The 18,608-nt window shown below is 72.3% G+C and carries 20 protein-coding genes; 11 read left to right on the top strand and 9 right to left on the bottom strand.

What is annotated here, in order from left to right; translation table 11 throughout:
* Window positions 1-7: 7 nt before the first annotated feature.
* From N3K63_RS14050 to N3K63_RS14065, 4 genes are read right to left on the bottom strand one after another with little or no spacing between them, the layout of a single operon-like run.
* Window positions 8-505, bottom strand: coding sequence for a GNAT family N-acetyltransferase (locus tag N3K63_RS14050; RefSeq protein WP_261580820.1), 498 nt, complete (start codon window positions 503-505; stop codon window positions 8-10).
* Complete coding sequence (locus tag N3K63_RS14055; RefSeq protein WP_261580821.1) at window positions 502-1,302, bottom strand: SDR family NAD(P)-dependent oxidoreductase; 801 nt, start codon at window positions 1,300-1,302, stop codon at window positions 502-504. Before N3K63_RS14055 ends, N3K63_RS14050 begins: the two co-directional genes overlap by 4 nt.
* Window positions 1,303-1,347: 45 nt before the next feature.
* On the bottom strand, window positions 1,348-2,244 hold the full coding sequence (locus N3K63_RS14060) for an SMP-30/gluconolactonase/LRE family protein (RefSeq protein WP_261580822.1): 897 nt from the start codon (window positions 2,242-2,244) through the stop codon (window positions 1,348-1,350).
* Window positions 2,234-4,036, bottom strand: coding sequence for a glycoside hydrolase family 15 protein (locus tag N3K63_RS14065; RefSeq protein ID WP_261580823.1), 1,803 nt, complete (start codon window positions 4,034-4,036; stop codon window positions 2,234-2,236). Before N3K63_RS14065 ends, N3K63_RS14060 begins: the two co-directional genes overlap by 11 nt.
* Before the next feature lie 191 nt (window positions 4,037-4,227).
* Between N3K63_RS14065 and N3K63_RS14070 the strand changes: the two genes are divergently transcribed.
* Entirely contained in the window at window positions 4,228-5,118 is an 891-nt protein-coding gene (locus N3K63_RS14070) for an SDR family oxidoreductase (RefSeq protein ID WP_390895265.1), read from the top strand.
* A gap of 178 nt (window positions 5,119-5,296) precedes the next feature.
* Here N3K63_RS14070 and N3K63_RS14075 read toward each other — a convergent pair whose 3' ends face one another.
* Window positions 5,297-6,103 carry an IclR family transcriptional regulator gene (locus tag N3K63_RS14075; RefSeq protein ID WP_261580824.1) on the bottom strand — a complete coding sequence of 269 codons (807 nt, stop codon included), beginning with the start codon at window positions 6,101-6,103 and terminating at the stop codon, window positions 5,297-5,299.
* Between the two features lie 123 nt (window positions 6,104-6,226).
* Here N3K63_RS14075 and N3K63_RS14080 point away from each other — a divergent pair, with 123 nt between their 5' ends.
* From N3K63_RS14080 to N3K63_RS14090, 3 genes are read left to right on the top strand one after another with little or no spacing between them, the layout of a single operon-like run.
* Window positions 6,227-7,015: a CoA transferase subunit A gene (locus tag N3K63_RS14080; protein WP_261580825.1), complete on the top strand. Its 789-nt coding sequence runs from the start codon at window positions 6,227-6,229 to the stop codon at window positions 7,013-7,015.
* Between the two features lie 2 nt (window positions 7,016-7,017).
* A complete protein-coding gene (locus tag N3K63_RS14085) occupies window positions 7,018-7,671 on the top strand; it encodes a 3-oxoacid CoA-transferase subunit B (protein WP_261580826.1) in 654 nt (217 codons plus the stop codon).
* Window position 7,672: 1 nt separating this feature from the next.
* Entirely contained in the window at window positions 7,673-8,857 is a 1,185-nt protein-coding gene (locus N3K63_RS14090; RefSeq protein ID WP_261580827.1) for an acetyl-CoA C-acetyltransferase, read from the top strand.
* A gap of 40 nt (window positions 8,858-8,897) precedes the next feature.
* On the opposite strand, the gene N3K63_RS14095 is transcribed toward N3K63_RS14090, so the two are convergent.
* Entirely contained in the window at window positions 8,898-10,787 is a 1,890-nt protein-coding gene (locus N3K63_RS14095; protein WP_261580828.1) for an amylosucrase, read from the bottom strand.
* Window positions 10,788-10,849: 62 nt separating this feature from the next.
* On the opposite strand from N3K63_RS14095, the gene N3K63_RS14100 reads away from it, so the two are divergent.
* From N3K63_RS14100 to N3K63_RS14115, 4 genes are read left to right on the top strand one after another with little or no spacing between them, the layout of a single operon-like run.
* A complete protein-coding gene (locus N3K63_RS14100) occupies window positions 10,850-11,215 on the top strand; it encodes a VOC family protein (protein ID WP_261580829.1) in 366 nt (121 codons plus the stop codon).
* Between the two features lie 31 nt (window positions 11,216-11,246).
* On the top strand, window positions 11,247-11,537 hold the full coding sequence (locus N3K63_RS14105; RefSeq protein ID WP_261580830.1) for a DUF4287 domain-containing protein: 291 nt from the start codon (window positions 11,247-11,249) through the stop codon (window positions 11,535-11,537).
* Between the two features lie 32 nt (window positions 11,538-11,569).
* Window positions 11,570-12,307, top strand: coding sequence for an ABC transporter ATP-binding protein (locus N3K63_RS14110; RefSeq protein ID WP_261580831.1), 738 nt, complete (start codon window positions 11,570-11,572; stop codon window positions 12,305-12,307).
* The gene (locus N3K63_RS14115; RefSeq protein WP_261580832.1) at window positions 12,304-13,038 is read left to right on the top strand and encodes an ABC transporter permease; all 735 of its coding nucleotides are present in this window, start codon (window positions 12,304-12,306) and stop codon (window positions 13,036-13,038) included. Before N3K63_RS14110 ends, N3K63_RS14115 begins: the two co-directional genes overlap by 4 nt.
* 36 nt (window positions 13,039-13,074) lie before the next feature.
* On the opposite strand, the gene N3K63_RS14120 is transcribed toward N3K63_RS14115, so the two are convergent.
* On the bottom strand, window positions 13,075-13,509 hold the full coding sequence (locus N3K63_RS14120) for a MarR family winged helix-turn-helix transcriptional regulator (protein ID WP_261580833.1): 435 nt from the start codon (window positions 13,507-13,509) through the stop codon (window positions 13,075-13,077).
* 62 nt (window positions 13,510-13,571) lie between these two features.
* Here N3K63_RS14120 and N3K63_RS14125 point away from each other — a divergent pair, with 62 nt between their 5' ends.
* From N3K63_RS14125 to N3K63_RS14135, 3 genes are read left to right on the top strand one after another with little or no spacing between them, the layout of a single operon-like run.
* Window positions 13,572-15,365, top strand: coding sequence for a DUF2207 domain-containing protein (locus N3K63_RS14125; RefSeq protein ID WP_261580834.1), 1,794 nt, complete (start codon window positions 13,572-13,574; stop codon window positions 15,363-15,365).
* Between the two features lie 45 nt (window positions 15,366-15,410).
* The gene (locus N3K63_RS14130; protein ID WP_261580835.1) at window positions 15,411-16,070 is read left to right on the top strand and encodes a DUF6226 family protein; all 660 of its coding nucleotides are present in this window, start codon (window positions 15,411-15,413) and stop codon (window positions 16,068-16,070) included.
* A gap of 57 nt (window positions 16,071-16,127) precedes the next feature.
* On the top strand, window positions 16,128-16,598 hold the full coding sequence (locus tag N3K63_RS14135) for an SRPBCC family protein (protein ID WP_261580836.1): 471 nt from the start codon (window positions 16,128-16,130) through the stop codon (window positions 16,596-16,598).
* On the opposite strand, the gene N3K63_RS14140 is transcribed toward N3K63_RS14135, so the two are convergent.
* Together N3K63_RS14140 and N3K63_RS14145 are read right to left on the bottom strand one after the other, a co-directional pair.
* Window positions 16,567-17,937 carry an HNH endonuclease signature motif containing protein gene (locus N3K63_RS14140; protein ID WP_261580837.1) on the bottom strand — a complete coding sequence of 457 codons (1,371 nt, stop codon included), beginning with the start codon at window positions 17,935-17,937 and terminating at the stop codon, window positions 16,567-16,569. The genes N3K63_RS14135 and N3K63_RS14140 overlap by 32 nt on opposite strands.
* Before the next feature lie 421 nt (window positions 17,938-18,358).
* Window positions 18,359-18,529, bottom strand: a complete 171-nt coding sequence (locus N3K63_RS14145) for a CsbD family protein (RefSeq protein ID WP_261580838.1) — start codon at window positions 18,527-18,529, stop codon at window positions 18,359-18,361.
* Window positions 18,530-18,608 lie beyond the last annotated feature (79 nt).

Genomic DNA, 18,608 nt, shown 5'->3' on the forward strand with positions numbered 1-18,608 from the left:
GGCGCGGCTATGCGGCGGGCTCCCGGGCCTCGAGCGCTTTGCGCAGGAACACCTGCGCGGTGCCGTCGCCGTTGTCGACGCGTTCGCGCTCGCGGTAGCCGAGCTGTTCGTAGAGGGCGATGTTCTGCTCGCTGAGCGAGCCCGTGAACAGCTCCGCCTCCCGGCATCCGGCGGCGGCGCCGCGCTGCTCGACGGCCTCGAGCAGGCGGCTGCCGAGGCCCTCGCCCTGCTGGTCGGGGGCGATCGCGATGCGACCGACCAGCAGCAGCGCGCCGTCGGCGACGGCGCGGGCGGCCCCGACGATGCGGCCGTCGGCGACCGCGACGCAGCCCAGGTTCTCGCGCAGCTCGAACTGCACCTCTTCGAGCTTCTGGGTGAGCGGGGCCATGTCGGGGTCGCCGTAGATGAGCGCCTCGGTCACGAAGGCGGCGCGCTGGATGGTCAGCACCTGACCGGCGTCGGCGACAGCGATCGGCCGGATGACGACGTCGCCGGCCTCGCTCACAGGGTCGCCACCGACCCGGAGTCGACCCGGTAGTTCGAGCCGTTGACGAACGACGCCCGGTCCGAGCAGAGGAAGGCGATCACGGCGGCGACCTCGGCGGGCTCGCCGCGGCGGCCGAGCTCCATGTAGGGGCGCTCCTCGGCGAGGAACGAGGCGATGGCCTCGTCGACGCTCTCCCCGCGCTCGGCGGCGCGCTTGTCCATCATCGCGTCGGTCATGGGGGTGCGGATGAACGCCGGCGAGACGGCGTTGACCAGCAGCCCCTCCGCCGCGTAGCTGCGCGAGAGCCCCTTCATGAGGGCGAGGATGCCGGCCTTCGCCGAGCAGTACGGGATCTCGTCGTCGTAGGGCTGCACGGCGTCCTCCGACGCGAGGAAGACGAGGCGTCCCCACCCGCCGGTGCGCAGGTCGGGGAGGAACTCGCGCACCAGACGCACCGGCCCGAGCAGGTCGGTCTCGATCGTCGTCGTCCAGCCCTCGTCGTCGATCTCGTGGAACAGTCCCTGTGCGCCGGTGATCCCCGCGGACTGCACGAGGATGTCGATGCCGCCCACCGCCGCGCGCACGCGGCGGCCGAGCTCGGCGACCGACTCGACGTCGGTGATGTCGGCGGCGAAGTGGTGCAGGGCGCCCTCGGGGGCCTCCAGACGGGCCGCCGCCTCGGCAAGGGCGTCGGGGTCGATGTCGCTGATCACGACCGTCACGCCTTCGTCGAGCAGCTGGCGGGCGGTCTCCCAGCCGATGCCGGAGTCGCCTCCGGTGATGAGGGCGGTGCGGCCGGTGATTCCGAGATCCATGTCGGTTCCTTTCGGATCGGGGGTGGGCAGGTGCGGCGGCGTGAGTCAGCCGCCGAAGACGTGGGGCGGCGCGCCGACGGCATCCACGTCGAGCACGAAGATCGAGCCGCTCAACGGGTGGTCCGCCAGCTGCGCTTCGGTGAGGTTCTCCCGGGCGGTGCCGACGAACAGCGTCGCCAGGTCGGGGCCGCCGAAGGCGACCGAGGTGACCTGCGGGGCGGGCAGCGGATGCCGTTCGGCCAGGGTGCCGTCGGCGTTCCACCGCACCACCTCGCCGCCGCCGTAGACGCCGTTCCAGAACTCGCCCCCGCTTCCGCGGGCGAGGCCGTCGGAGTTCAGGCCGGTGAGGAAGGGCTCGAGGTCGCCGAGGGGCTCGGGGCCATCCCGGTAGGCGCCGCGGTAGACGGTGGACGTCGAGGTGTCGGTGACGTACATGACGTCGCCCGCCGGCGACCACTCGAAGCCGTTCGCGACGCCGAAGCCGCCGCGCAGCACCTCGACGCCGCCGTCGACGTCGATGGCGTACAACGCGGCATCGGGGGCGTCGCCGGTGACGTGCATCGCCCCGACGACGAAGCGCCCGAACGGGTCGACCTTGCCCTCGTTGTTGCGGATGCCGCCGTGAGCGTGCGGGGTGCGCGCGACCTCGCGCACGAGGGCCCCGTCGGCATCCAGCAGCACGACGCGGTCTTTCAGCGCGGCGACGAAGCCGCCGCCCCGGGCCGGCTGCACGGCGCTGGCCGGCGGCGGGAGGCGCACGACACGGTCGTCGCTGCCGTCGACGGCGCCGTCGAGACGGGCGCGGTGGAACGTGCCGGCGGTGATGTCGAGCCAGGCCACCTCGGCCGTGCGCGCGTCCCAGAAGATGCTCTCGACGAGGATCGAGGGCAGCTGCCGGAACAGGCGCACGCCGGCGGGAAGGGCGGCGCGGTCAGTGCCCATCGAGGTCCTCGTCGGGCACGAGGTCGCGCAGGGTGAGGGCGGCGCTGACGACGGCGAGGTGGCTGAGCGCCTGCGGCAGGTTGCCCCAGAAGCTCCCGTCGCGCTCCGAGATCATCTCGCTGAAGATGCCGACGTCGTTGGCCCGCCCGACGAGGTCGTCCATCGCGGCGACGGCCTCGTCGTGCCGGCCGACGCAGGCCAGCGCGCTCACCCGCCAGAACGCGGATGCGACGAAGGTGTGCTCTTCGCGCTGCATCCCGCTGTAGCGGTAGACCAGCGCCCCCGCGCCCAGCTGCGCGGTGATCGCGTCGATGGTGCGCGACATGCGCTCGCCGCGGTCGAAGCCGCTCTCGGCGTGCAGCAGCACCGAGGTGTCGAGCGCCGACGAGCCCGGGGCCATCGTGTAGGCGCCGATGTCCTCCGACCAGCACTCCGCGCGGATCCACTCGGCGATGCGGTCCTGTTCGGCGCTCCAGCGCTCGCGGTTGCCGGGGATGGCTCCCGCCTCGCACAGGTGCACGGCGTCGCGCAGCGCCTGCCAGCATCCCATCTTCGACGACGTGTAGTGCGCGAGCTCGGGCAGCTCCCACATGCCCGAATCGCGGTTGCGCCACAGGTCGCAGGTGCGGTCGGCGAGCTCGGCCAGCAGCCGCCCCGTGGCGGCGTCGAGCACGTTGCCCGCGTCGACGTAGGTGCGGCAGATGGCGAACAGGTCGCCGTAGACCCCCAGCTGCAGTTGATCGTGGGCGGGGTTGCCGGCCACGACCGGCGGGATGCCGTTCCACCCGGCGGCGTCGAACTCGTGCACGCCCTCGACGGTGTCGCCGCGCAGCGTGTACATGACATGCAGGTCGGAGCCGTGGCGGCGGATCGTCTTCAACAGCCACGACAGCGCCGCGTGGGTCTCTTCGCGCAGCCCGAAGCGCACGAGGGCGTGCGCGGTGTAGGCGAGGTCGCGCACCCACGCGAAGCGGTAGTCCCAGTTCTTGCCGCCGCGGGGGTTCTCGGGCAGCGACGTGGTGGCCGCCGCCGCGATCGCGCCGGTCGGGGCGTAGACGAGCAGCTTCAGGGCCAGGGCGCTGCGCTGCACCGCCGCGCGCCACGGCCCGTCGTAGGAGAACTCTCGCGACCAGGTGCGCCAGCCGGCGATCGAGCGGTCGAGGCTCTCGTCGAGATGGGCGGCGGCCGGCAGATGCAGCGGCTCGTCGTCGGTCGCGACGACCGCCAGCACGTGACGGCTGGACTCGGCGGTGCGGAACGAGCCGCGCACCGCCGGGAACGGGAACTCGGCGGCGTCGGCCCGGCTGTCGCCGACGCCCTCGCCGAGCACGGCCACGGTGGTGGTGCCCACCTGCAGCAGGTGGGTGTCGTCGTGACGCTCGACCCAGGGCGAGGCGGTGCGCAGGCGCGTGCCCGGCCGCACCGCCCACGAGAAGGCCACCGCGCCCTCGAGCCCTTCGATGCGACGCACCAGCTGCGCCCACGGCAGACGGCCGGCCACGCCGGTGACCAGCGCGTCGGTGACGCGGGCGACGCCGGATGCCGTGGTGAACGTCGTCTGCAGCACATTGGTGCCCGGCAGATAGCGGCGCCGCACCGTGTAGTCGTCGTCGGGGGCCAGTTCGATGCAGCCGCCGCCGTCTTCGTCGAGCAGTCGCGCGAACACCGGCGTCGAATCGAGGTTGGGCATCGGCATCCAGTCGATGCCGCCGTCGGCGGCGATGAGGGCCACGGTACGCCCGTCGCCGATGGGGGCGTAGGTGCGCAGGTCGCTGCGGTCGGCGGGGGTCACCCCGTCATGGTGTCACCGGTCGCGTCGAGGCCGGACGGGGGTTGCGTGCCCCGGTGACGGTGGCTATGGGCGGTGCTCGCGGCGGGAGCCGGGATGCCGGCGGCGCCGCCCGGGAGAGGCGGCCCGTAGCGGGCCGGGGGCCCGCTGGCAAGGGGGTCTCGGGCCCCGCCGCGGCTTCGTAGCGTGGCGGTATGGCGAACATGTACACCCCCCAGGACCCGACGACCCAGTACCCGCGCCCGCCGTTCCCGCCGCAGCAGCAGGACGCCCCCGGTGACATCCACAAGATGGACCCGGCGCCCGACCACGGCGAGAAGACCTATGTGGGCTTCGGCCGGCTTCCGGCCCGCAAGGCGCTCGTCACCGGCGCCGACTCGGGCATCGGCCGTGCCGTCGCCATCGCCTACGCCCGCGAGGGCGCCGACGTCGCGATCTCGTACCTGCCCGCCGAGCAGAAGCAGGCCGAAGAGGTCGCCGAGCTGGTGCGCGCCGAGGGCCGCACCGCGGTGCTGCTGCCCGGCGACCTGCAGGACGAGCAGACCAACATCGACACCGTCGAGAAGGCGGTCGCCGAGCTCGGCGGCCTCGACATCCTCGTGATCAACGCCGGCACGATGCCCACCGTCGACAGCATCGACGACTTCGAGACGAAGACCCTCGATCACGTCGTGAAGGTCAACATCTATCCGCTGTTCTGGCTCACCAAGGCGGCCTCGCCGCACCTGAAGCCGGGGTCGTCGATCATCACCACCTCCAGCATCCAGGGGTTCGACCCGTCGCCGTCGCTGTCGGAGTACGCCGTCTCGAAGGCCGGCATCGCCAACTGGACGCGCGCGACCGCGCAGCAGCTCATCGAACGCGGCATCCGCGTCAACGGAGTCGCCCCCGGCCCCATCTGGACGCCGCTGCAGCCCGCGTTCGTGCCCAACGAGAAGATCGAGAGCTTCGGCGAGCAGACGCCGATCGGGCGCGCCGGGCAGCCCGTCGAGCTCGCGCCCGCCTACGTGTTCCTCGCCTCGCAGGAGTCGAGCTATGTCGTCGGCGAGACCATCGCCGTCACCGGCGGTATGCCGGTGACCTGAGCGGGGGCGCCACAGACATGCCCGTCTCCGAGCGCGACAAGGGGCCAGAATCGGCGCCGGGCAATCGGGCATGCGGGGCGTCGGCGCGAGAAGCGCCGGCGCAGGACGGATGTCGGGAGCGGGGGCTTCCGGCATCCGTTTCGGCCGTCGTGCCCGCGCGGAACGGCGCCCGGAGCATCTAGCCGCGCCGGGCGCTCGCGAGCCGCTGCGTGAGCTGGTGGGCGTGGGCCAGCAGCGTGCGACCGAGTTCGGGGATGCGGTCGGGGGAGAAGCGGAAGTGCACGCCGGTGAGGCTCAGCGCCCATTGCGGCTCGCCGGCGCCGTCGAACACCGCCGCCCCCAGTCCGTAGCTGCCCTCCACGACGAGACCGGCGTTGAGGGCGAAGCCGCGCGCGGTGGTGTCGCCGATGCGGGCCCGGATGCGCGCCTCGCTGTGGGCGGCGCCCCAGGCGGTGGCGATGTCGGGATGCCGTGCGAAGTAGGCATCCACATCGTGAGGTGGCAGGAACGACAGGATCGCGAGGCCGGCCGAGGCCACACCCAGCGGAAAGCGCACGCCTTCGGAGAGCACGAACGACCGGATGGGGAAGCTGCCGTCTTCGCGCAGCACGCACACCGTCTCGTCGCCGCGGCGCACCGACAGGAACGCGCTCTCTTCGGTGCGCACCGCGAGCGAGCGCACGATGTCGCGGCTGAGGTCGACGATGTCGTAGCGGGCCGCGGCCGCGATGCCCATGAGATACAGCTCGGGGCCGGGAACCCAGGCGCCGGTGGCCTCGTCCTGGTCGATCAGGCCCTCCTCGCGCAGCGCCACGAGAAGCCGGTGGGTCGTCGGGCGGGTGAGGCCCGCGCGCCGGGCCAGGTCGGAGGTGCGGGTGCCCCCGTCGCCGGCGAGGCCCACCGTCTTCAGCAGAGCCGCCGCGCGCGCCACCGCCTGCGTGCCGGTGGCGGCCGACGCGGGTGCGGAGCGGGGCGAGGTGTCCACGATGTGGACGCTACGCGCGCCGGCATCCACATCGCAAGCCCCGCCCTGCCGGGTGCCGCCGCCCGCGCGCAGGATCGGTGACGCCCCCGCAGCGACGGGGCAGCCGAGCGCGAAGGAGCGGACGTGATCGACAAGACCTGGCCGTCGGCGGCGGAGGCCGTGGCCGACATCCCCGACGGGGCGAGCATCGCCGTCGGCGGGTTCGGGCTGAGCGGCAACCCCATCGCGCTCATCGAGGCGCTGCTGGCGCAGGGCACCCGCGAGCTGTCGGTGGTGTCGAACAACTGCGGCGTCGACGACTGGGGGCTGGGCGTGCTGCTGGCGGCCCGCCGCATCCGCAAGATGACTTCGTCGTACGTCGGCGAGAACAAGGAGTTCGAGCGGCAGTTCCTCTCGGGTGAGCTCGAACTCGAGCTGACCCCGCAGGGCACCCTCGCCGAGAAGCTGCGCGCGGGGGGCGCGGGCATCGCCGCCTTCTTCACGCAGACGGGCGTGGGCACGCAGGTCGCCGAGGGGGGCCTGCCGCGGCGCTACGACGGCGCCGGCGGGGTGGCGCTGGCCTCGCCGGTGAAGGAGGTGCGCGTCTTCGACGGCCGCGAGTACGTGCTCGAAGAGGCCATCGCCACCGACTTTGCGCTCGTGCACGCGTGGCGCGGCGACCGCCACGGCAACCTCGTGTTCCGCAAGGCGGCGCAGAACTTCTCACCGCTGGCGGCGATGGCCGGCCGCGTGTGCATCGCGCAGGTGGAAGAGCTCGTCGAGCCCGGCACGATCGACCCCGACACCGTGCACCTGCCCGGCGTCTACGTGCACCGCGTCGTCGAGGTCGGCACCGGCATCGAGAAGCGCATCGAGCGCCGCACGGTCGCCGCGCCCCCACCCGCCGCCCGCACCACCGGAAGCGAGGCCTGACCGTGGCGCTCACCCGCACCGAGATGGCCGCCCGTGCGGCGGCCGAGCTGACCGACGGGTCGTACGTGAACCTCGGCATCGGGCTGCCGACCCTCGTGCCCAATCACGTGCCGGCGGGGGTGACGGTCGTGCTGCAGTCCGAGAACGGCATCCTCGGGGTCGGGCCGTACCCGGCCGAGGATGCCGTGGATGCCGACCTCATCAACGCGGGCAAAGAGACGGTGACGGTGCTGCCGGGGGCGGCCTTCTTCGACTCGGCGACGAGCTTCGGCATGATCCGCGGGGGCAAGATCGACGCGGCCATCCTCGGCGCCATGCAGGTCTCGGCCCGCGGCGACCTCGCCAACTGGATGATCCCGGGGAAGATGGTCAAAGGGCCGGGCGGGGCGATGGACCTCGTGCACGGCGCCGCGCGCGTGATCGTGCTGATGGAGCACGTCGCCCGCGACGGGTCTGCGAAGATCGTCGACGAGTGTTCGCTGCCGCTGACCGGCAGGGGAGTGGTCGACCGCATCATCACCGACCTCGCCGTCATCGATGTGACCGAGGCCGGCCTGGTGCTGGTGGAGACGGCGCCCGGCGTGAGCGTCGACGAGGTGCGCGCCGCCACCGAGCCGCAACTGATCGTCGCCATCGGCGACCGAGGGGAGAACTGACATGACCGCCGACGACATCGTCATCGTCGCCGCAGCCCGCACCCCGCAGGGCCGGCTCAAGGGGCAGCTGGCCTCGTTCACCGCCGCCCAGCTCGGCGGCTTCGCGATCGCCGGGGCGCTGGCGCAGGGCGGGGTCCCCGCCGCGGCCGTCGACGCCGTGATCCTCGGGCAGGTTCTCCCCGCCGGCGCCGGGCAGAACCCGGCCCGCCAGGCGGCGCTGCTGGGCGGCGTCGGGTGGGACGTGCCGGCATCCTCGGTCAACAAGGTGTGTCTGTCGGGGCTGGCCGCGATCATCGACGCCAAGCGCATGATCGCGTGCGGCGACGCGACCGTCGTGGTCGCCGGCGGCATGGAGTCGATGACCCGCGCCCCGCACCTGCTGCCCGGATCGCGGGACGGCTGGGCCTACGGCAGCGTCGAGGTGCTCGACCACATGGCCTACGACGGCCTCACCGACGCCTACGACCGCGAGTCGATGGGCGCGTCGACCGAGCGGCTCAACCCGTCGTACCGCGTGGGGCGCGACGAGCAGGACCGCGTGGCGGCCCTCTCGCACCAGCGCGCCGCGGCCGCCCGCGACGGCGGCCTGTTCGACGCCGAGATCGTCGCCGTCGAGGTGCCGCAGCGCCGCGGCGAGCCGGTGCGCGTCACCACCGACGAGGGCATCCGCCCCGACACCACCGTCGACACCCTCGGGGGCCTGCGGGCCGCGTTCGCCGAGGGCGGCACGATCACGGCGGGCAACGCCTCGCAGATCTCCGACGGCGCGGCGGCGGTGGTGGTGACCACGCGTTCCCACGCGGATGCCGAGGGGTGGCCGGTGCTGGCCGTCATCGGCGCGGCGGGCCAGGTCGCCGGCCCCGACAACTCGCTGCACGCGCAGCCGGCGCGCGCCATCTCGCAGGCGCTCCAGCGGCAGGGGATCGCCGCGGACGACCTCGATCTCGTCGAGATCAACGAGGCGTTCGGCGCCGTGGTGGCCGTCTCGCAGCGCGAGCTGGGCATCTCGGAGGACATCGTCAACGTGCACGGCGGCGGCATCGCCCTCGGGCACCCCATCGGCGCGTCGGGCTGCCGCATCGTCGTGCACGCCGTGCATGAGCTCGTCCGCCGGGGCGGCGGCACGGCGGCGGTGGGCCTGTGCGGCGGCGGCGGTCAGGGCGAAGCGCTCATCCTCACGCGCTGAGCGTGCTCACGCGCTGAGCGTGCTCACGCGCTGAGCGGGCTCAGGCGGCGGTGACCCGCAGCCAGAGCACGCCGTGCGCGGGCAGCTCGACGTCGCGGGCGAGGTCGACCTCGACGTCGCCGAGCAGATCGCGGGCTGCGGCGGCGAACCCCGACAGCGTGACCGCGTCGACGGTGACCGGCTCGTCGGCGACGTTGGCCAGCACGAGCACGACGCCGTCGTCACCGGGGCGCTGGAACGACACCACCGACGGATGCGGCGTGTCGAAGCCGATGAGCGCGTTGCCGGCGAACTCGGGGGTGGCCTGTCGCACCCGGATGAGCTCGGTGAGGCGGCGGAAGACCCGTCCCGCGGCGGTGCCCGGGTCGGCCTTCTGCGCATAGCGGTCGCGCGGGCGGTTGCCGCGGTGCACCCAGCGGGCATCGCCCCGGCGGGCGGGGTCGTCGGCGTAGGAGTAGTCGTTGAGTTGGGCGACCTCGTCGCCGAGGTAGAGCAGCGGCACGCCGCCGGTGGAGAAGGCCAGCGCATGGGCGAGCACCACGCGGTCTTCGCCGTGCGGGTCGCCCGCCTCGACGCCGGCGAGGGAGGCGGTGGTGCCCGTCACGCGCGCGTCGCCGGTGTCGGGGTTCTCCTGGAACGGCACACCGCGGGCGAACGCGCCGTCGAAACGACCCGTGTAGAAGGCGTTGAGAAAGCGGCGGTGCGCGTGGGCGTCGATGCCGAGCTCGGCGGCATCCTCGTCGGCGAACGTCCACCCGATGTCGTCGTGGCTGCGCACGTAGTTCAGCCAGGCGGTGCCGGCCGGGAGCGCGTGACGGCGTTCGAGCGCCTGCTGCAGCAGCCGCCCGTCGCGGGTGGCCAGCGCCTCCCACGTGAGCGCCATCTGCAGCGGGTTGTACGACAGCTCGCATTCCTCGGGCGAGATGTAGGAGACCACCTCGTCGGGGTGCACGATCGCCTCCGACACGAACGCCATGCCGGGGGCGCCCAGGGCGAGCACGGCGTGGAAGGCCTGCAGCAGCAGGTGGGCCTCGGGCTGCGACTCGCAGGTCGTGCCCAGGCGCTTCCAGATGAACGCGACGGCATCCATGCGCAGCAGCTCGACGCCCTGGTTCGCCAGGAACAGCATCTCGCCCGCCATCGCGCGGAACACCCACGGGTTCGCATAGTTCAGGTCCCACTGGAAGTGGTAGAACGTCGACCAGATCCAGCGGCCGTCGGGCAGCTGCACGAACGAGCCGCGGTGGTCGTCGGGGAAGATCTCGCGCGTGGTCTGCTCGTACCGGTCGGGCATCTCGCGGTCGGGGAAGATCAGGTAGAAGTCGTCGAATGCGGCATCGCCGGCCACCGCGCGCCGGGCCCACTCGTGCTCGCAGCTGGTGTGGTTGAAGACGAAGTCGAGCATCAGCGAGATGCCCGCCAGGCGCAGGTCGGCGGCGAGGTCGGCCAGCTGGGCCATCGTGCCCAGACTCGGGTCGACGCGGCGGTAGCTCGACACGGCGTAGCCGCCGTCGCTGTCGCCGACGGGCGCCTCGAACAGCGGCATGAGGTGCAGTGCGGTGAGGCCGAGCTCGCGGAAGAAGGGGATCTGATCGCGGATGCCGGCGAGGTTGCCCCCGAACCGGTCGACGTAGCAGACGCCCGCGAGGGTGCGCTCCGACTGGAACCAGTCGGGCTCGGCGCTGCGCCGGGCGTCGTGCACCTTCAGGTCGAGGGGGCGGGCGTTCCACGACGACGAGGCGAGCGCGACGACCTGGGCCAGGGCGTCCTGCCCGTCGGGCCGGTCGCCGTAGAGCAGCAGGAACCGTTCGTGCAGTCCCGGGAACTGCACGTCGAGGCGGGCGGCGAACGCGTCGTCGACGCGGCCTGCGGCATCGGCGGCGGCGTCGGCGGCCGCCCGGTCGACGTCGAGGGTGCTCAGTGCGGTCATGGTGCTCCTTCCGCCGCAACCAGCCTAGGCGCCACCTCGGCGGGGGTGTCATGCTGGTCGGCATGGACCTCGTTCAGATCGCCCAGCACGCCGACGACCTGACCCGCGCCGCCGATTTCTACACGGTGCTGCTCGAACGCGAGCCGCTGGCGCGGTTCGACGACCAGGGACTCCTGTTCTTCGACCTCGACGGCATCCGGCTGCTGCTCGACCCGAAGGCGCCGTCCGGTCTGCTGTACCTGCGGGTCGACAACGTGCACGAGACCCTCGAGCGGCTCGGCGACCTCGTGCAGGTCGAGAGCGCCCCGCACGTGATCTTCCGCCACGACGACGACATCCTCGGCCCGGCCGGGCACGATGAGTGGCAGGCGTTCATCCGCGACAGCGAGGGCAACCTCGTCGCACTGGTCGCGTTCCAGAAGCCCTGACGCCGCCGCGCGCCGACGAAGAGGAGACAGGATGTCGTTCCAGGCATATCTCGACAACATCGAGACCAAGACGGGAATCACCCCGCGCGGCTTCATCGAGCTCGCGACCGCGAAGGGGTTCGGCCTCGGCACGAAGGCGACGCCGATCGTGGAGTGGCTCGCCGCCGACTACGGGCTCGGCCGCGGTCACGCGATGGCGCTCGTGCACGTGATCACGAAGGGCCCGCAGATCTCGGCGAAGCACGTGGGAGCCGGCGGCGCGCACGGCGACGAGTCCGACACGCTGTGGCTCGACGGCAAGGACACCCGCCCGACCGCTTGACGTCGCCGCGTCCTGCGGCGCAGAGTCATCGCATGGAGCTCAGCGACGTCGCCGTCAGCATCCGCGGGCTGCGGGTGCAGCGCGGGTCGACGAGCGTGTTCGCCGGCCTCGACGTCGACATCCCCCGCGGTGCGATCACGGGCCTGCTCGGCCCGTCGGGGTGCGGCAAGACGACGCTGATCCGCGCGATCGTCGGTGTGCAGCAGCACGCGGCGGGTGCGGTGACGGTGCTGGGAGAACCGGCCGGCAGCCCTGCGCTGCGGCGCCGGGTGGCCTACGACACCCAGGGTGCGTCGGTGTACGGCGACCTCACGGTGGGGCAGAACCTGCGCTACTTCGCGCGGGTGATCGGCGCGGGCGCCGCCGACGTCGACCGGGTGATCGATCAGGTGGGGCTGCGCGCGCAGGCGCGTCAGCGGGTGGACGCGCTCAGCGGCGGGCAGGAGAACCGGGTGTCGCTGGCGGTGGCGATGCTCGGCACGCCCGAGCTGATCGTGCTCGACGAGCCGACCGTCGGGCTCGACCCGCTGCTGCGCGCCGAGCTGTGGGACGTGTTCCGTGGCCTCGCCGACGCGGGCACGACCCTGCTGGTGTCGAGCCACGTGATGGACGAGGCGCTGCGCTGCGACCGCCTGCTGCTGCTGCGCGCCGGCAGCCTCGTGGCCGACACGACGCCCGAGCGGCTGCTCACCGAGACCGGCGCCGCCGATCCGGATGCCGCGTTCCTGGCGCTCATCCGCCGCGCCGACGCCGGCGAGGACGCCGCATGAGCCCGGCACGCACCCTCGCCACCGCGGGGCGGGTGCTGCGCCAGCTGAGCCACGATCCGCGCTCGATCGCGCTGATGCTCGTGGCGCCGAGCCTGCTGGTGGGTCTGTTCGCCTGGCTTTTCAGCGAGCAGGAGGGTGTGTTCGACCAGTTCGGCGGGGCGATCCTGGCGCTGTTCCCGTTCGTGATCATGTTCCTCATCACCTCGATCACCACGCTGCGCGAGCGCCGCGGCGGCACCCTCGAGCGCCTCATGGCGACGCCGCTGGCCAAGGCCGACTTCATCGCCGGGTACGCCCTGGCCTTCGGCCTCATGGCCACGCTGCAGGCGGTGGTGACGGTGGCCTTCGCCGTGCTGGTGTGCGGGCTCACCGTCGACGGCCCGATCTGGCAGCTGGGACTGGTGGCGGTGGTGGATGCCGTGCTGGGCACGGCGCTGGGGCTGCTGGCCAGTGCGTTCGCGCGCACCGAGTTCCAGGCGGTGCAGTTCATGCCGCTGCTGGTGTTCCCGCAGATCATCCTCGGCGGCCTGTTCATGCCCCGGGAGGACATGCCCGACGTGCTGTTCGCCATCAGCGACTGGCTGCCGCTCAGCCACGCCATCGATGCGGTCAACGCCGTGGCCGCCGGTGAGAGCGGCAGCGACCTGTGGGGGCCGCTCCTCATCGTGGCGGCCTTCGCCGCCGGGTCGCTCGTGCTCGCGTCGCTCACCCTGCGCCGGCGCACGCCGTAGCGCGAGAACCCGTCGTGCCGGTCGAGCGGCTCGTGCTCAGGGGCGCGCGGCGCGCAGCTTCGCGGTGAGGTCGCGCAGCTGGGCGAGTTCGTCGTCGCTGAGCACCGACATGCGCTCGGCGATCGACTGGCCGTGCGCGGTGGCGACGCGGCGGAACGCCGAGACCCCGGCCTCGGTGGCGGTGACGATGGCGCCGCGGCCGTCGCGCGGGTCGGGGCACTTGGTGATGAGCCCGCGCGAGACCATGCGGTCGACCAGGCGCGAGACGCTCGGCTGGCTGATGAGCATGTTGGCCGTCACGTCGCGCAGCCGGGCCGACTTGCCTTCGGCGCGGGTGACGGTGAGCAGCACGTCGTACTCGCCCTGCCCGAGCACGTCGTCGTCGAAGTCGCCGCTGATCTCGTGCAGCACCTCGTGCTGGGCGCGGAAGAGGCTCTCCCAGGCCGAGATGGCGAGACGGCGGTCGGTCATGGCGTCCACATTAGTCGCGTCGGCGGCGCCGCCCCGGCGGGAAGACCTGGCAGGCTGGCGGCATGAGCCGACTCTTGCGAGCCGTGACGATCCTGCTGCTGGCGCTGACGGCATCCGTCGTCTTCGCCGTGCCGGCCGCCGCCGACGTCGACGATTTCACCTTCGACCGGATGGACGCCGACTACACGCTCACCCGCGACGCCGACGGGGTGGCGCGGATGACGGTGGTCGAGACGATCGTGGCGCGCTTTCCGGATGCCGATCAGAACCGCGGCATCCGCCGGCTCGTGCCCACCGACTACAACGGGCAGCCGACCCGGCCCGACCTGGTCTCGATCACCGACGAGAACGGCGGCGCGCGCCCGGCCGAGGCCGAGGAGGACGACGGCGCGTACGTGATCGTCTCGCGCGCCGACGACTATCTGCGCGGCGTGCAGACCTTCGTCATCACCTACACGCTCGAGAACGTGACGTGGGACTTCCCCGACACCGGGCTCGAGTTCTATTGGGACGTCAACGGCGTCGACTGGGCGCAGCCGTTCGGCGAGGTCACCGCGCGCCTGCACCTGGATGCCGAGCTCGCCGGCGAGCTGGCGGGCCGGCTCGCCTGCTACCAGGGTGATCAGGATGCCGACACGGCGTGCGCCGGCGTCACCTCGACGCCCGGCGGCGACGGGGGCGTGGTGATCGAGGCGCGGGCCGAGGGGCTCGCCCCGCACCAGACGCTGACCCTGGCGGTGGGGTTCGCCGACGGCGCGTTCGTGCCGTTCGACACGTCGTACTTCGCCTCGCCGTGGGGCTGGGCGCAGCTGCTGGCCGGTGTCGGCGCGATCGGCGCGCTGATCTGGGCGATCGTCGTGCGCCGTCGCCGGCTCGCCGATGCGCCGGGTCGGCCCACGATCATCGCCGAGTACACGCCGCCCCGCGACGTCGACGCGCTCGAGGCGTCGGTGCTGCTCGGGCGCCCGTCGAAGGGCATCCCCGCCGAGGTGCTCGAGCAGGCGGTGGCCGGGTCGATCCGCATCGTCGAGGGGGAGAAGAAGCGCTTCGGCGGCACCCCGCTGATCGCGGAGCTCGTCGACCCGTCGCGCGCCGACGGCGACGGCCGGATGCTGCTGGACGGGTTGTTCCCCGGCGGCAGCCCGGGCGATCAGTACGAGTTCGGCCGGCAGGACACTCGGTTCTCCGAGGTCGCGCAGGGCATCTTGTCGTCGGCGACGACCGACATCAAAGACAAGGGGCTGCGCCGCACGGTGCCCACCCGCGTGCGCGTGGTGCCGCTGGTGGCCTCGGTGCTCGCGCTGGGCCTCGCGTTCGGGTTCGGCGCCGCGGCGGGTGTGTCGGGGGTGGCGGGAGCCGATGCGTGGCTGATCTTCGTGGTGATCGTGCTCGCCTTCGCGGCGGTGATCGTGACCCTCGCGGTGGTGTTCCGCTCGCCGCTGACAGCGGCCGGCGCCGAGGTGCGTGATCACCTCAAGGGGCTGGAGGAGTTCATCGGGTGGGCCGAGGCCGACCGCATCCGCATGCTGCAGTCGCCGGCCGGGGCCGAGCGGGTCGACGTCGACGTCGACGACCCGCGGCAGATGCTGAGGCTCTACGAACGGCTGCTGCCGTATGCCGTGGTGTTCGGCCAGGAGAAGCAGTGGTCGCAGCGTCTCACGGTGCTGTACGCGGCCACGGGCGCCGCCGTGCCGTACTGGTACGTCGGCACCGGGAGCTTCGATGCGGCGTCGTTCGCCGGGGGCATCGGCTCGCTGTCGGCCGCCGCGACGGCCTCGTCGTCGAGCGCGGGCGGTTCCGCCGGGGGCGGGAGCGCCGGTGGCGGTGGCGGCGGTGGAGGTGGCGGCGGCGTGTAGCCGGCTGCGGGGTGCGGCTCGACCGATGCCTCACCGTGCGAGAGGATGACGGGGGTGAGCAGCTTCATCCGTCCCTCGATCGACGACGTCGTGTTCCGGGACGTCGACGGTCGGGTCATCGACTACGGCGACCGGTGGCAGGGGTCGCCGCCGGAGGACACCTATTCGGTCGACACGCATCCCGAGAGGTTCGCGCCGCTGCACACCGTGGCGGAGGCTCTGATCGCGCATCTCCGGGACACGTATGAGGTCGAGATCGACGAGGGCGCCGAGGTGGCCGACGATCTGGTGCGCCCGGCATTCCATGACGTGGTGCGCGCGGTGCGAATACGGCCCGCTGACGAAACGTGCGCGTCCGTGACGCTGGTCTTGACCGCATACCCGGGGGTCTACATGCACGCGGGCCTCTTGCACGACTTCCACTACCCCATCTGCGGGTGCGATGCCTGCGACTCGACGTGGCAGGCGGAAGCCGACGAACTCGAGCGACATGTGTTCGCGGTCGTCGCCGGGCACTACCGGGAGACCGTGGAACGCACCCGCGACCCCTGGATGGAATACGCGTTCACCTTCCCCGACGGTGCGGCGTCGGGGCGATCACGCGCCCGCGACCTGCCCGCCGAGCGACTCGCCGCGGCGAGGCCTGTGCTCGACCGCCTCCCCGGTGGGTGGGCGCCCTGGCCCCACTCGTCTTCAGCCTCGTGACCGACACGGCGTGGGACGTGTTGCGGCAGGGCGTCGTTGCGTCGATAGCTTGTCCGTGTGCGTCGTGATTCGCTGGTGGTGGCAACGGACATCCACGCGTCCGTCGAGGTCGCTTGGTGGTGCCTGACCGCGGGGCGGGATGCCTGGTGGCCCGAGATGCGCTTCGAAGCGGTTGTCGGCTCGCCCCTGACGGAGACCTGGGTCGAGGAAGGGCGCCAGCGGAGTGCGACGGGAAGCGTCACGCGATGCGAAGAGCCGCATCTTCTCGGATTCAGGTGGGCGGAAGAGGGCTGGGATCACCCGCTCGACGTCGTGATCGACCTCGTTGCGCGAGGGGAGTCAACCTCGCTCACACTCACCGAGTCGGGATTCATCCGCGCGCGGACTTCGCTGTCGTTGCTCGCTGAACACGAAGAAGGCTGGCGGTACCACGTGGCGCGGTTGAAGCGGGCGAGCGAGGATCACGCGGCCGAGGTCGGTGCCCACGCAACGCGAGCTAGAACGGCGGGGGATCGTCGGCGACGGTGAAGATCAGCCGGCGGGCGGGAACGTCGTCGTAGCGTCGCCCGAGGGGGCTGGTCCACACGAGGGTGCCGCCGGGCTGCTGCTCCACCCGCCAGGCGGAGTGGTGCTTCAGGGTGTGATGTCGGCGGCACAGGTGGGCGAGATTGCAGATTTCGGTCGGACCGTCGTGCGCGGCGGCGACGGTGTGGTCGATGTCGCAGCGGTGCGTCGGCTGACGGCATCCGGGGAAGCGGCAGTGCTCGTCGCGCACACGCAGGGCGCGCCGCTGCTGCTCGAGCGGGCGGTAGCGGTCGACGGCGATCACGCAGCCGGTGACGGGATCGGTGAGCACCCTGTCCCAGCCGGGGGCGTCGGCGGTGAGCTGCCGGGCGATGTCGAGGGGGATCGGTCCGTGGCCCGACAGGTCGGCCGCCGCGGTGCTGCGGCCGAGGAGGGCGAGCGCCGGCACGGTGATCTGCACGCGGGCGCGGATGGCGTCGGCGGCGGGGATCGATGCCGCGGACGCCTCGGAGGTGGCGTGCCCGGTGAGCAGCAGGTCGCAGAGCACGTCGGCGCGCACCTCGTCGAGCGAGCGGTCGTCGGCGCGGGCATCGCGGTGGTCGGGGGCGAGTCCGGGGAGTTCGGGAGCGCCGCTGAGGCCGCCGCGAGTGCCGGCGCGGGCATCGCCGTCACCGTGCCGCGCGTCGACCACGGCGCGCGCGAGGCTCGTGACCCGGTCGTAGATGCCGTGTACCAGGTGCGCCGGCGCGATGCCGCCGAACTCGGCCATCTCGTCGTCGAGGTCGCGCATCCACACGCGACGTCCGCGCGCGGCCGCCCGATGGCGGTCGTCGAGCGGCACGGGATGCGCCCGCTGGGCGAGGGTGCGTGCGAGGGGACGCAGCCGGCTCGGCGTCTCGCGGGCGGCGATCTCGAGCACGGCCTGCTCATAGCCGGTGCGGGCCTCGGCGTCGTCGATCGGGAGGCCGGCAGCCACGATGACACTCGCGTGGGTCTGGTCGATGCGCCCGTCGCTCAGGTGCGCGAAGGTGAGGGGGAAGCGGGTGACCAGCAGGTCGGCGTCGGACATGCGCGCCAACACCGTGCGATCGCACGCGCGGGTGGCGGCGGCGATCTCGGCGGCGACGGAGCGCAACGGGATGTCGCGGGGCTGGTCGGCCTCGCGCCGCCCGTGATCCATTCGGGCCAGCGCGTAGGACTGCGCCTGCGCCAGCAACGACGCCTCTTCGGCCTGCAGCGCCGCGATGCGGCGACGACGATCGGCGATCCCGTCGACGATGCCGGCAAGCTGCGCGGGGGCGCTCACCGGGGTGTCGATCTCGAGAATGGATGCTGCCGTCATACCCTCCATTGTCGCGAGGGGGTCCGACATCGGCCGCAGGATACGCCTGGTCAGAGGAAGAAACTGTGTATAAGTCCCTAGGGCTGGCGCCTGTGGAGGAAGCGATGAGGCGCCCGGCTCGACCGCGCGCTGCGGGGGCAGCAGTAAGGGCCGGTCGGAGAGGCTTCCGGCCGGCCCTTGTCCCTTTGCACCAAGAGTGTCCTGCAATCACATGCCGGTAGCTGCCACAGCAAAACAACTACCGTGCGAGCACTCTATAACGGAAAGATAACGACGACAAGCCCTCGTCGTTATCTTTTTGTGATTCCGTGCGGATGCATAGGAAAGCGCTCGCCGCCGTCTCCCACGCGCGGCGTGCGCCCTCACGGCGAAGGGGTGCGCCACCACCCGACGGCGATGGCGCACCCCCTGACGGAGCGACCTACTTGAGGGCGTCCTTGACGTCTTCGCCCGCCTTCTTCACCGATGCCTTGGCCTGGTCGGCCTTGCCCTCGGCGACGAGCTTGTCGTTGTTCGTGACCTCGCCGACGGCCTCCTTGGCCTTCCCGGCGAGCTCCTCGGCGGCGTTCTTGATCTTGTCTCCTGCGCTCATGATGAGCTCCTTTCTCATGGGTGGTGCCTTGCGGCGGGGGTGAGGGCGATCCGGCCCGGCTTACGCCCGGGGCGCCGGC

The sequence above is a fragment of the Microbacterium festucae genome, from assembly GCF_025421715.1.
GTDB classification, from domain to species: domain Bacteria; phylum Actinomycetota; class Actinomycetes; order Actinomycetales; family Microbacteriaceae; genus Microbacterium; species Microbacterium festucae.

Excerpts from the sequence above, each read along its gene's own strand:
- N3K63_RS14055 (WP_261580821.1), bottom strand. The coding sequence starts at position 1,302 with ATGGATCTCGGAATCACCGGCCGCACCGCCCTCATCACCGGAGGCGAC.
- N3K63_RS14060 (WP_261580822.1), bottom strand. The coding sequence starts at position 2,244 with ATGGGCACTGACCGCGCCGCCCTTCCCGCCGGCGTGCGCCTGTTCCGG.
- N3K63_RS14070 (WP_390895265.1), top strand. The coding sequence starts at position 4,228 with ATGGCGAACATGTACACCCCCCAGGACCCGACGACCCAGTACCCGCGC.
- N3K63_RS14090 (WP_261580827.1), top strand. The coding sequence starts at position 7,673 with ATGACCGCCGACGACATCGTCATCGTCGCCGCAGCCCGCACCCCGCAG.
- N3K63_RS14095 (WP_261580828.1), bottom strand. The coding sequence starts at position 10,787 with ATGACCGCACTGAGCACCCTCGACGTCGACCGGGCGGCCGCCGACGCC.
- N3K63_RS14100 (WP_261580829.1), top strand. The coding sequence starts at position 10,850 with ATGGACCTCGTTCAGATCGCCCAGCACGCCGACGACCTGACCCGCGCC.
- N3K63_RS14105 (WP_261580830.1), top strand. The coding sequence starts at position 11,247 with ATGTCGTTCCAGGCATATCTCGACAACATCGAGACCAAGACGGGAATC.
- N3K63_RS14110 (WP_261580831.1), top strand. The coding sequence starts at position 11,570 with ATGGAGCTCAGCGACGTCGCCGTCAGCATCCGCGGGCTGCGGGTGCAG.
- N3K63_RS14115 (WP_261580832.1), top strand. The coding sequence starts at position 12,304 with ATGAGCCCGGCACGCACCCTCGCCACCGCGGGGCGGGTGCTGCGCCAG.
- N3K63_RS14120 (WP_261580833.1), bottom strand. The coding sequence starts at position 13,509 with ATGACCGACCGCCGTCTCGCCATCTCGGCCTGGGAGAGCCTCTTCCGC.
- N3K63_RS14125 (WP_261580834.1), top strand. The coding sequence starts at position 13,572 with ATGAGCCGACTCTTGCGAGCCGTGACGATCCTGCTGCTGGCGCTGACG.
- N3K63_RS14130 (WP_261580835.1), top strand. The coding sequence starts at position 15,411 with ATGACGGGGGTGAGCAGCTTCATCCGTCCCTCGATCGACGACGTCGTG.
- N3K63_RS14140 (WP_261580837.1), bottom strand. The coding sequence starts at position 17,937 with ATGACGGCAGCATCCATTCTCGAGATCGACACCCCGGTGAGCGCCCCC.
- N3K63_RS14145 (WP_261580838.1), bottom strand. The coding sequence starts at position 18,529 with ATGAGCGCAGGAGACAAGATCAAGAACGCCGCCGAGGAGCTCGCCGGG.